This is a genomic window from Proteus hauseri (assembly GCF_040139125.1).
GTDB lineage: Bacteria > Pseudomonadota > Gammaproteobacteria > Enterobacterales > Enterobacteriaceae > Proteus > Proteus hauseri_B.
The window spans coordinates 238,022-250,552 of sequence record NZ_JBEEUB010000007.1; the positions used below are offsets into that span (position 1 = coordinate 238,022).

Sequence of the window (12,531 nt, forward strand, 5' to 3'; positions counted from 1 at the left end):
CGTAGATTATGCCCTCTGATACTATGTACCGTTGTTCTACACTTGATAGGTAAGCATAATGAGCCGTAAAGACAGAATGTTATCCCAACTTGGAATTAACCAGTGGGTATTACGTAAGCCTGCTGTACTTAAAGGCGATCATTCTGTTCAATTTCCGGATACAACACGTTTACTTATCATTACTGATGATACCGTTGATCTAAATAACGGGCTTTTCTCTGATATTTTTAGCGCCATGGGGATAGATAAAAGCGAAATCTATTGTATTAAAACAGACGATGTGAGCATGCTCACAGAATCATTTGATCTTCCCTGTTGGTTATTAGGCACTGATCTCACACTTCCCTCTCAATATACTTCTTTGAGAAGCCCTTCGTTACATCAATTATATTTTGATGCCGATGCAAAACGCGATCTTTGGAAACAAATCTATCAATATGAAGACTATTTCACCACTAGAGCCTGCTGATTTACCTTTGGCATGGCAAATTGAAAAATTAAGTCATTCATTCCCTTGGAGTGAAGCTACTCTTTATAGCAACCAAGGAAGTAATTATTTTAATCTGAAAATTTGCACTGATAATATTATTGTAGGTTTTGCAATTACGCAATTAATATTAGATGAGGCAACACTTTTTAATATAGCCATTCATCCTGATTACCAAGGGAAAGGTTATGGTAAGACATTATTAATGGAACTTATTGAAACGCTTGAGAAAAAAAACATCTCTACTTTATGGCTAGAAGTAAGAGAATCAAATGAAAAAGCGTTTAATCTCTATGAATCTATTGGATTTAATTCTGTCTCTGTACGTAAAAACTATTACCCAACAAAGACCGGAAAAGAAGATGCGATTATCATGGCTTATCCTATTTCTTTCTAATTAAATATGTATTTAAATTAAATTTAAAGCGCCTTCTATTAGGCGTTTTTTTGTTTTATTTTAAATAAATAATTTTTAATTTGTATAAATTTTATTTAAATTTATTCTTTTTGTTACCTTAATCGGAATTTATCCAAATAATTTCACTTTTGTCATACTTGTATATTTTATCTAACTTATTATCACGATGTTACAAAACCTAAATATTTTTATAAATAAAGTAAAGTATCCATTTACTTTTGTTTTAAATAAAAACCCATTTCTATGAAATAGGTGATATTAAAATCAATGAGAGACTATTCGCTATTTTAACTTTCATTTTTAATTCACCTTTTAACATAATAAAAATAGTCTAATTCTTGCGATTTAATAATTTAGCGTTTTACATTGGCTTTCCGGTTAGTGCCTTTGTGGCATTTGACTGTGTTATCGATAAAAGCATCGTGGTCTACAAACTCTAACGTAATAGGTTATTTTTTGTAGACCATGGTGTGAAATGAGCACAATAATTATGGAGGAAATTTGCTGTACCCTATTGATTGATTGAAAATCATCCATTATAATTTTTTAAATGTACGGATAAAGTACGTACAAAGGAGGTTATTTATATGGCAACAACCCGTCTTGATATTCGACTTGATGAAGAAATAAAAACAAAAGCAGAAAAAGCATCAGCATTGTTAGGGCTTAAAAGTTTAACTGAATATGTTGTAAGACTAATGGATGAAAATTCAACTCAAGTCATATTGCAACATGAGAGTATAGAAGTTAAAAATGATATTTTTGATGAGTTTTTAGTCGCTTGTGATAATGCTAAAGCACCTAACCAAGCATTGATAGATGCTGTTCAATTTGCGGATAAAAGTGGTATTAAGTGAGTATAGGCAAAGAATTCGAAGAGTTATGTAAGCAAAAGCATGATAGGGATTCATTTGATTGTGGTGAGAATGAGCTGAATATTTTTATTCAAACCCATGCTATTAGACACATGCAGGCTGGAATAAGTAGAACAATGGTATTGCCAAGCAGTGGTTTGATGGCAAACCAGAAATATTCTATATGTGCTTTTTATAGTATAACGCCTAGTGCAATTCATAGAGAAACACTCCCTATCGATTTAGCAAAAAAATTACCACGTTATCCGATACCTGTTTTTTTGTTGGCTCAATTAGCTGTTCATAAAGATTATCACGGAACAGGGCTTGGTAAGGTAAGCCTAGTTCGTGCTCTCCATTATTTATGGAAAGTGAATACATATATGAGAGCGTATGCCGTTGTTGTTGATTGTTTGACAGAATCATCGAAAACATTTTATGAAAAATTTGGATTTGATATCCTCTGTGAACATAATGGAAGGATAAGAATGTTTCTTCCTATGAAAACAATAAAACAACTCTTTGAGTAACCAAGAAAATAATCAAATAATAGAAATGTCACGTCGTTTTTAAAGCAGGGTGAATAAGCAAATATTATTAATTATCACAATCACTAGGCATTACCCCCTCTAGCAGATAAAATAGTAACCATTGATTGTTTATACAGACAAGATAGGCGAAAATAGCCGCCAATTAAGATTAACTTACGGGTTGAATGTCTTTATCGCCACTTAATTATTACTTATAGCAATATATCGGTGCATTACATTCACTCGTCTATCAACCAGAAGATTATCATTGATGTCTAATCCTATTTTTCAGCAAGAAGTTGCTCGTCGTAGAACTTTTGCCATTATTTCCCACCCCGATGCGGGTAAAACAACCATCACTGAGAAAGTGTTGTTATTCGGACAAGCGATTCAGCGTGCAGGAACTGTAAAAGGGCGTGGTTCAAACCAGCATGCGAAATCTGACTGGATGGAAATGGAAAAACAGCGCGGTATTTCAATTACAACTTCTGTGATGCAATTTCCTTATGCCGATTGCCTTGTTAACTTACTCGATACCCCAGGTCACGAAGACTTCTCTGAAGATACTTACCGTACTTTAACCGCCGTTGACTGCTGTTTAATGGTGATTGACTCCGCTAAAGGGGTTGAAGATCGTACTCGTAAATTAATGGAAGTAACTCGTTTACGCGATACACCAATCCTAACTTTTATGAATAAATTGGACCGTGATATTCGTGATCCAATGGAAGTGATGGATGAAGTAGAAACCGAATTAAAAATCGCTTGTAGCCCAGTAACATGGCCTATTGGTTGCGGAAAACTGTTTAAAGGGGTTTATCACATCCTCAAAGATGAAACCTATCTTTATCAAACAGGACAAGGTCATACTATTCAAGATTCTCGCGTAATCAAAGGATTAGATAATCCAGAGTTGGATATTGCGATAGGCGACGATTTAGCTAAACAATTACGCGAAGAGCTAGAACTGGTTCTTGGTGCATCTCATGAATTTGATCATGAAGCATTTTTAGCTGGTGAGCTAACACCTGTTTTCTTTGGTACTGCATTGGGTAACTTTGGTGTAAATCATATGCTCGATGGCCTTGTAAAATGGGCGCCAGCACCAATGCCGCGTAAAACTGATATGCGTGAAGTTACTGCCGCTGAAGAAACGTTTACCGGTTTTGTATTTAAAATCCAAGCAAATATGGATCCAAAGCACCGTGACCGTGTTGCATTTTTACGTGTTGTTTCTGGCATGTATGATAAAGGCATGAAACTGCATCAAGTTCGTATCAAAAAAGATGTGGTTATCTCTGATGCACTTACCTTTATGGCAGGTGACCGTTCACACGTTGAACATGCTTATCCTGGTGATATTATTGGTTTGCATAACCACGGTACTATTCAAATAGGTGACACCTTTACACAGGGTGAAATTTTGAAATTTACTGGCATTCCAAACTTTGCACCAGAATTATTCCGTCGTATTCGCTTGCGTGATCCGCTAAAACAGAAACAGTTACTTAAGGGGCTGGTTCAGTTGTCAGAAGAGGGTGCGGTACAAGTGTTTAGACCACTGGCTAACAACGATTTAATCGTTGGTGCTGTTGGTGTGCTTCAGTTTGATGTGGTAGTTGCAAGACTGAAAAGTGAATATAACGTTGAAGCAATTTATGAGTCAGTAAACGTTTCTACCGCTCGTTGGGTTGAATGCAGTAACGAGAAAAAACTGGAAGAGTTTAAACGTAAAAATGAGCAAAACTTGGCGCTAGATGGTGGTGATAACTTAACTTATATCGCCCCTACAATGGTCAATTTAAACTTAACTCGTGAACGTTATCCTGATGTAGAGTTCCATCAGACTAGAGAGCATTAATTTTTTAATACGAATGAGTTTGTTGGTTAAAAAGCTATGCGAAAGCGTAGCTTTTTTTGTGCTGTAATTTTGCTGTTTTTATTTATGATTTACTCGTTATTAGTATGTTTGGGGAGAATTGTTCACTTTTATTACTACTTTTTACATTAGTCAATATCCCGCCAAAAAGTCCCTCTTAACAGAGAATTACTCTCTCTTTTTTTTGTTAGCATAACACTTCAATATACTATTATTGATAATAAAATATAAGATTATTTATAGGTTTAAGGGTCATTTTTAGAATAAAATTATTAGGATTACTCTTTATTTGCTATTTTTTACTTTATTTAGCTACAGTTGTTTATTAGTGTTAATACATAGCTGGTTAATAATTAGTGTTACTTGAATCAAATAGACCTATTTCCTATCGATTTATTGTGATTAAGGGGAAGCAATGAAACAACAAAAATATAAAAAAAAATTACTCGTAATAATTGTAGGACTATCTTTGATGAGTGCAAATGCATTTGCTGAAACATCTTGGTATGGTGAGATTAATAGTGGAGCCAATACAACGGGTCATTATCTCAGTGATACCGCCATTTCTACAAAAATTAAAGCGACACTGTTACCAATTCAACAGATTGATAGTGACGCGCTTTCTATTCGTACTGAATTTGGGCATGTTTTTATTTCTGGTTTTGTTAGCAGCCAAGATCAAGAAACACAGATAGTACAAATTGTTGAAAAAATTGACGGTGTTAAAAGTGTTGATTCATCGGTAAATATCAAATAACGCCTAGTTTATTTTGTATTAGTACGTAAAAATAATGACGTCAAAAAAATGTGCAGGTATCCTTTGCTAAGTTGTATAAAGGAGACATTATGGGGAAATATATACCTGTCACATTAAATGATATTACTGCACTGGAATTTCAGTCATCTCTTGCACAAGGCAAAGTCGCTTTAGTCTGTGAAGGCGGAGGGCAACGCGGTATTTTTACTGCGGGTGTTCTGGATGAATTTATGCGCTCTCAATTTGACCCTTTTGATGTTTTACTTGGGGTTTCTGCTGGCGCTCAAAATTTATCAGCCTTCGCATGTGGACAGCGTGGCTATGCACGTAAAATCATTAACCGTTATACAACTAATAACCAATTCTTTAACCCTATTCGCTTTGTTCGAGGTGGTAATCTACTCGACCTTGATTGGTATATAGATACCACAGCAAAAGAGATGCCTCTTGATATGCACAAGGCATTACGTCGATTTGATGCCGGACGTGAATTCTATATGGTGGCATGTCGCGCTGATAATTTCGCAGCTAACTATTTTCAACCAGATGAAATGACTTGGCTTGATATCATTAAAGCATCAAGTGCTATTCCTGCTTTTTATCGCAATGGTGTGTTATTTCATGATGTTGTTTATCATGATGGGGGAATTAGCGATGCTATTCCAGTGCGAGAAGCTTATCGTCGAGGGTGTCGAACCATTGTTGTTGTTCGCACCGTACCTTCTGAATATCAATACACTACAGAGTGGGTAGAACGAATGGGTAAATGGTTTGAAAATAGCCGCTTACAACGTTTTACACATATGGCTAAAGTGCATATTGAAACCTATACTCAAACGCTTGAGTTTATTCAATCTCCGCCAGAAGATGTTGTCGTTATAGAGATATTCCCACCTACAACCTTGCAATCTAGTGCACTAGGAAGTCGTTTAAGTGCATTAAATCATGATTATCATATTGGTCGCCGCTGTGGTCGCTATTTTCTGGCTACAATAGGACAACATTTTTCTCAGAAGAAATTTAAACAACATGATAAAAAAGTCTTTAGCTTATTTGAGAACGAAGCAAAGGCAGATAAAGCAGAAGAAGCTCAGGTTATTCAAAAAGGAACCCGAGGTGTGCATCCTGATGTGCGAGGTGTTCAATAGTGAATAAGTTTATTGATACGCATTGCCATTTTGATTCTCCTCTCTTCCAACAAGATCTTGCTAACAGTTTATCGTTGGCACACCTTGCCAATATAGAAAAAATTATTATCCCCGCCGTTGCTCGTTGGAACTGGGAGGCAGTAAAAACCTTATCTTATGAAAATTCCTCATTATATTGTGCGTTAGGATTACATCCTTTATATATTGATGAACATACAACACAGCATTTAACTGAATTAAAAAAGTGGCTAAAAACGACCTTGCGCTGTGTTGCTGTGGGTGAGATTGGTCTAGATAACTTTATGGCTGAGCCTCAAGCTGAAAAGCAGACACTCTTTTTAATTGAGCAACTTAAACTTGCTGCTCAATTTAATTTACCTGTTATTCTTCATTCGCGTAAAAGCCATGACAAACTGTATGCACTGTTGCGCCGTTATGATGTGCCTCGTAAAGGGGTTATTCATGGCTTTGCAGGCAGCCAGCAGCAGGCAGAAAAATTTATTGAACTTGGCTATTTTATTGGCGTGGGTGGAACAATTACCTATGAGCGAGCACAAAAAACCCGCCGTGCTATTGCCTCATTACCTTTGGAAAAATTATTACTAGAAACTGATGCACCAGATATGCCAGTCAGTGGATTTCAAGGTGAGCCTAATCGACCAGAGCGTATAAAGTCTGTTTTCTCCCAACTTTGTGAACTGCGTGGTGAAACACCCGCAGTAATTTCAGAGCAACTCTATCTTAATAGTCTACAATTATTTAGCTTAAGGGATGATGCACTACCTTCTCGCTGAAATAGTGTCACGTAATTTTTGTAAAATAGAAGAGGTAGATTTCTGTTTTTTTATCATTAAATAAGCACCTTTACTTTTGATTTTCTTATTAATAGTTAATTAACTATTAGTCTACCTTGTTAATCAGATGATATTTTTCTTCTTGTAAAATTTCTTTTTTATGTATTTTTCTCTCTCGTATTGTGATCTAGATCTCATTTATAGCTTTTATGTTACTTTTTTCAGCCCCTAATTGTGATGGATATAGGCGGTTCTTTTTCTGGACTCGGTATAATTATCCCGCAAAAAGAGTCAGTAGGCTTGAAATCAAGCGCTATTGATAATCCATTAAATTTTTAAGTGAACAGGGATCCTTCAATGCAACTCATTATGAGCTTGGTCGGAATGGCAACATTAATATTAATAGCTATTCTATTTTCCAGCAATCGACGAGCAATTAGATTACGTACCGTTGGTGGCGCATTCCTTATTCAGATTGGCTTAGGGGCATTCGTTCTTTACTCTGAAGGTGGTCGTGAGGTACTTCTTGCGGTTTCCGATGCAGTTAAGAATGTTATTGATTACGGCAATAACGGAATGAGTTTCCTATTTGCTGGGCTCGTATCAGACAAAATGTTTGAGTTATTTGGTAGTGGCGGTTTTGTTTTTGCTTTACGTGTATTACCCGTTATCGTTTTCTTCTCTTCATTAATCGCAGTGCTGTATTACTTAGGCATTATGCAAATTGTGATTAAAGTACTGGGTGGCGGTTTACAAAAAGTTTTAGGAACCTCGCGTACTGAATCAATGTCTGCAACGGCAAATATCTTTGTTGGGCAAACTGAAGCTCCTCTTGTTGTACGCCCTTATATTGCACGAATGACAACCTCTGAGTTGTTTGCGGTAATGTGTGGTGGATTAGCCTCTGTTGCGGGTTCAGTTCTTGCTGGATACGCAAGTATGGGTGTGCCATTAGAGTATCTAATTACAGCATCATTTATGGCGGCTCCAGGTGGTTTACTATTCGCTAAATTATTGATCCCTGAAACTGAAACACCTGACGATCAAAAAGACGCACTCGATAAAATGAGTGAGGAAGAAAAACCAGCAAATATTATTGATGCAGCTGCGGCTGGTGCCTCTTCAGGTTTGCAATTGGCACTGAACGTAGGTGCAATGCTCCTTGCATTCGTTGCATTGATTGCATTAGTTAATGGGATCCTCGGTGGTATTGGTGGTTGGTTTGGTTATGAGAATTTCTCATTAGAATTAGTCTTTGGTTGGGTCTTTGCTCCTGTTGCTTTCTTGATTGGTATTCCTTGGAGTGAAGCGACAATTGCAGGCTCATTTATTGGACAAAAAATTGTTATTAATGAGTTCTATGCATACTCTGAGTTTAGTAAATATCTTCAGGATGACGCTACCGTATTGGCATCTGGGCTGATGGTACTTTCTGATCAAACCAAGATAATCATCTCTTTTGCATTATGTGGTTTTGCTAACCTTTCTTCTGTCGCAGTGTTGTTAGGCGGATTAGGTGGTATGGCTCCTAATCGCCGTAAAGATGTAGCTCGCTTAGGTATGAAAGCAGTACTTGCGGGTACACTCTCTAACTTGATGAGCGCGACAATTGCAGGATTCTTCTTTGCATTAACCGCTATGGCTGTTATTGCGGCATAATTATTTTTTGTTTAAGAGCAGATAGAATCTTTATCTATCTGCTCTGTTATGTTTGTTTTCTGGTGTGATGTTAACTACTTTTATTATGTGAGATATTTCGCAGATTGTATTGAATATCGCTGATTAGTCTGCTGCTTTGTTTAGAACTAGATTTTTTTACGTTATAACGACGACTTAATAGCGATATTCGAGTAAGATTAGACCAGAAAATAGATTAATTGTGACTTCCATCACATTTTTATGTCTTTGATTACAAGTTGCATTTAATTAGTGTGATGTAAAGCACATCTAATTGTTCCTTAGCGTGTTCAAATAAGATGTGCTGAAACTTCATGGAATGGCGAAAGCTTAATGACGGGTCGCCGAAGTGAGCATAGCGCGGTGAGAGGGAACTCAGCTGTCGTTGTGGTATTAAGCTGCAACAACATCTTCAAGGAACCAAGTCCGCTCGCCAACAAAATTAATCGCTAACCTTAAGCGTAGCCCTAAGGGCTTGAGAAACATCGTTGGAGAGTTTTATGACAGATTTAACCGCTGCAGCGCGTCTTGCGCTGTCTTTGATGGATTTAACTACATTAAATGATGATGATACCGATGCAAAAGTGACTGCACTGTGTCATCAGGCTAAAAGCCCAGAAGGCAATACTGCCGCTATTTGTATCTACCCTCGCTTTATTCCGTTAGCACGTAAAGTGTTACGCGAGCAGGGTACGCCAGAAGTTCGTATCGCAACTGTAACCAACTTCCCTCATGGTAATGACGATTTAGATATCGCATTAGCAGAAACGAATGCGGCATTAGCTTATGGCGCAGATGAAGTTGACGTTGTTTTCCCTTACCGTGCATTTATGGCAGGTAACGAACAAATCGGTTTTGATATCGTTAAAGCATGTAAAGAAGCATGTGCTGAAGCGGGCTCTTTACTGAAAGTGATTATTGAAACGGGTGAGCTAAAAGATCCTGCGCTTATTCGTAAAGCATCTGAAATTTCTATTAAAGCAGGTGCAGACTTTATTAAAACTTCCACAGGTAAAGTACCTGTAAATGCAACACTGGAAAGCGCTGAGTTAATGATCCAAGTGATCCACGACATGGGTGTTGGCAAAGAAGTTGGTTTTAAACCTGCTGGTGGTGTTCGTACCGCAGAAGAAGCCGCTCAATACCTTGCTTTAGCTAACCGCATTATGGGTGATAACTGGGTTGATGCCCGTCACTTCCGTTTTGGTGCGTCAAGCTTGTTAGGTAGTTTATTAGCCACTTTAGGTCATGGCGAGCAAAAATCGTCTAGTGGTTACTAATCCATTCGTGAAATACGCCCATCACTGATAAGTATGGGCGTTACTCGTTCTATAAAGCCAGGAGGTTGCAGTGTTTCTTGCCCAAGAGATTATTCGTAAAAAGCGTGATGGTCATCCTTTAACTGAGGAAGAAATTCGCTTTTTTATTAACGGTGTCAGAGATAATACTGTTTCTGAAGGTCAAATTGCTGCATTAGCAATGACTATCTATTTCCATGACATGACCATGCCAGAGCGTGTTGCGCTGACATTGGCAATGCGTGATTCCGGTTCCGTGCTTAACTGGAAGAGCTTAAACCTAAATGGTCCAATTGTTGATAAACACTCAACAGGTGGTGTTGGTGATGTTACTTCACTGATGTTAGGACCAATGGTTGCTGCATGTGGTGGTTATGTACCAATGATTTCTGGTCGTGGATTAGGTCATACAGGCGGAACTCTGGATAAACTGGAAGCTATTCCCGGTTTTGATATTTTCCCTGATGATGAAAAATTCCGCGATATTATCCGCAATGTTGGTGTTGCCATTATTGGACAGACCAACTCATTAGCACCTGCTGATAAACGTTTCTACGCAACCCGTGATATTACTGCAACAGTTGATTCAATCCCACTAATCACAGCGTCAATCTTAGGCAAAAAATTAGCTGAAGGACTCGATGCGTTAGTGATGGATGTTAAAGTTGGATCGGGCGCCTTTATGCCGACTTATCAGAAATCTGAAGAGCTGGCTGAGTCTATTGTAAAAGTAGCCAATGGTGCTGGTTGCCAAACCACCGCTCTGTTAACCGATATGAACGAAGTTCTCGCTTCTAGCGCAGGTAATGCGGTTGAAGTTCGTGAAGCGGTTCAATTCTTAACAGGCGAATACCGTAACCCACGTTTATTTGAAGTTACCATGGCACTGTGTGTTGAGATGTTAGTATCAGGTCGCTTAGCGGATGATCGTCAACAAGCTCGCCAAAAACTGCAAGATGTGTTGGATAACGGTAAAGCGGCTGAAGTATTTGGTCGTATGGTTGCCGCGCAAAAAGGTCCAGCTGACTTTGTTGAAAACTACAATAAATACCTGCCAACTGCGGTATTAAGTAAACCTGTATTTGCTGAAACAGCAGGATTTGTTACAGAAATGGATACCCGTGCTTTAGGTATGTCTGTTGTGACATTAGGTGGTGGTCGTCGTAAAGCGACTGATGCTATTGATTATAGTGTGGGATTAAGCGATATCGCAGCGCTTGGTGCGCAAATTAGCGCAGATACGCCTCTGGCGATGATCCACGCTAACAGTGAAAAATCATGGCAAGAAGCTGCTGCTGAAGTCCGTAAAGCGATAGTTATTGGTGACAGTAAACGTGAAGCATCACCAATGGTTTATCGCCAAATCAGCGAATAAGAACTCAATTACGATTTATAAGTGACATATCCGTGGTCTACGGAAAATGACACAGGAGAGAGAATTATGAAACGTGTATATATCATGGTATTAGATTCCTTCGGTATCGGTGCTGCCGGTGATGCGGAGAAATTTGGCGACCAAGGTTCAAACACTTTAGGTAGTATCGCAAAAGCGTTTGCTGAAGGTAAAGCAGATAAAGACGGTCGTAAAGGTCCTCTTCATTTACCTAATCTATGCCGTTTAGGTTTAGCAAAAGCAGCAGAAGAATCTGCTGGTGAATTTCCTATTGGCTTAGATAAGAACGCAGATATTATTGGTGCGTATGCTTATGCAAGTGAGATCTCTTCTGGTAAAGATACTCCGTCAGGCCACTGGGAAATTGCGGGTGTTCCTGTTCTGTTCGATTGGGGATACTTTAAAGATCTGAAAAACTCTTTCCCACAAGAACTGTTAGAAAACATCGTTAAGCGTGCAAAATTACCAGGTTACTTAGGTAACTGCCATGCATCAGGCACAGTTATTCTTGATGAGCTCGGCGAAGAGCACATGAAAACCGGCAAACCGATTTTCTATACCTCTGCTGACTCCGTATTCCAAATCGCTTGTCATGAAGAAACGTATGGCTTAGATGAACTGTATGAACTGTGTGAAATCGCTCGTGATGAATTAAACAAAGGCGATTACAATATTGGTCGTGTTATTGCTCGTCCATTTATTGGTGATAAACCGGGTAACTTCGCACGTACTGGTAACCGTCATGACTTAGCGGTTGAGCCACCAGCACCAACTATGTTGAAAAAACTGGTTGATGAGAAACAAGGTCACGTGGTCTCTATCGGTAAAATTGCTGATATCTATGCAAACGTAGGTATCACTAAAAAAGTGAAAGCAACAGGTATTGATGCTCTGTTTGATGCAACGCTTGAAGAGATGAAACAAGCGGGTGATAACACTATCGTATTCACCAACTTTGTTGATTTTGACTCTTCTTATGGTCACCGTCGTGACGTTATTGGCTATGGTGAAGCGCTGGAGTTATTTGACCGTCGTTTACCTGAGCTGATGGAACTGGTTACTGGTGATGATATTCTTATCTTAACCGCAGACCACGGTTGTGACCCATCTTGGCCGGGTTCAGATCATACACGTGAACACATTCCTGTTTTAGTTTATGGTCCTAAAGTTAAACCTGGTTCATTAGGTCACCGTGAAACATTTGCCGATATCGGACAAACTGTAGTGAATTACTTCGGTGTATCACCAGTCGATTACGGTAAAGTGATGTTTTAATTTTACTTCGGTAGGTATAGC

12 protein-coding genes are annotated in these 12,531 nt (G+C 38.4%); all 12 read left to right on the top strand.

The genetic code is table 11. From position 1 onward, the window contains the following. The first annotated feature begins 58 nt into the window (after nt 1-58). The 12 genes from ABN099_RS13260 to deoB all read left to right on the top strand — a co-directional run bounded on the left by ABN099_RS13260 (nt 59) and on the right by deoB (nt 12,510). A complete protein-coding gene (locus tag ABN099_RS13260; protein WP_349464319.1) occupies nt 59-469 on the top strand; it encodes a DNA polymerase III subunit psi in 411 nt (136 codons plus the stop codon). After that, on the top strand, nt 438-884 hold the full coding sequence (rimI, locus tag ABN099_RS13265) for a ribosomal protein S18-alanine N-acetyltransferase (RefSeq protein WP_349464321.1): 447 nt from the start codon (nt 438-440) through the stop codon (nt 882-884). Before ABN099_RS13260 ends, rimI begins: the two co-directional genes overlap by 32 nt. A 608-nt stretch (nt 885-1,492) precedes the next feature. Continuing rightward, on the top strand, nt 1,493-1,762 hold the full coding sequence (locus tag ABN099_RS13270) for a DUF1778 domain-containing protein (RefSeq protein WP_023582913.1): 270 nt from the start codon (nt 1,493-1,495) through the stop codon (nt 1,760-1,762). Then, nucleotides 1,759-2,289 carry a GNAT family N-acetyltransferase gene (locus ABN099_RS13275; RefSeq protein ID WP_036913982.1) on the top strand — a complete coding sequence of 177 codons (531 nt, stop codon included), beginning with the start codon at nt 1,759-1,761 and terminating at the stop codon, nt 2,287-2,289. Before ABN099_RS13270 ends, ABN099_RS13275 begins: the two co-directional genes overlap by 4 nt. Nucleotides 2,290-2,560: 271 nt before the next feature. Continuing rightward, a complete protein-coding gene (gene prfC / locus ABN099_RS13280; protein ID WP_349464322.1) occupies nt 2,561-4,150 on the top strand; it encodes a peptide chain release factor 3 in 1,590 nt (529 codons plus the stop codon). 433 nt (nt 4,151-4,583) lie between these two features. Beyond that, nucleotides 4,584-4,925: a BON domain-containing protein gene (locus tag ABN099_RS13285; RefSeq protein WP_349464324.1), complete on the top strand. Its 342-nt coding sequence runs from the start codon at nt 4,584-4,586 to the stop codon at nt 4,923-4,925. A gap of 89 nt (nt 4,926-5,014) precedes the next feature. Further along, a complete protein-coding gene (locus tag ABN099_RS13290; RefSeq protein ID WP_349464325.1) occupies nt 5,015-6,073 on the top strand; it encodes a patatin-like phospholipase family protein in 1,059 nt (352 codons plus the stop codon). Further along, complete coding sequence (locus ABN099_RS13295; protein WP_349464326.1) at nt 6,073-6,867, top strand: TatD family hydrolase; 795 nt, start codon at nt 6,073-6,075, stop codon at nt 6,865-6,867. Before ABN099_RS13290 ends, ABN099_RS13295 begins: the two co-directional genes overlap by 1 nt. 357 nt (nt 6,868-7,224) lie before the next feature. Then, nucleotides 7,225-8,526, top strand: coding sequence for a NupC/NupG family nucleoside CNT transporter (locus ABN099_RS13300; protein ID WP_349464328.1), 1,302 nt, complete (start codon nt 7,225-7,227; stop codon nt 8,524-8,526). A 518-nt stretch (nt 8,527-9,044) separates the two neighbouring features. Beyond that, complete coding sequence (deoC, locus tag ABN099_RS13305; RefSeq protein ID WP_349464329.1) at nt 9,045-9,824, top strand: deoxyribose-phosphate aldolase; 780 nt, start codon at nt 9,045-9,047, stop codon at nt 9,822-9,824. Between the two features lie 70 nt (nt 9,825-9,894). Next, on the top strand, nt 9,895-11,217 hold the full coding sequence (deoA, locus tag ABN099_RS13310) for a thymidine phosphorylase (protein WP_349464330.1): 1,323 nt from the start codon (nt 9,895-9,897) through the stop codon (nt 11,215-11,217). Nucleotides 11,218-11,283: 66 nt separating this feature from the next. Next, complete coding sequence (gene deoB / locus ABN099_RS13315; protein ID WP_349464331.1) at nt 11,284-12,510, top strand: phosphopentomutase; 1,227 nt, start codon at nt 11,284-11,286, stop codon at nt 12,508-12,510. Nucleotides 12,511-12,531: the final 21 nt, after the last annotated feature.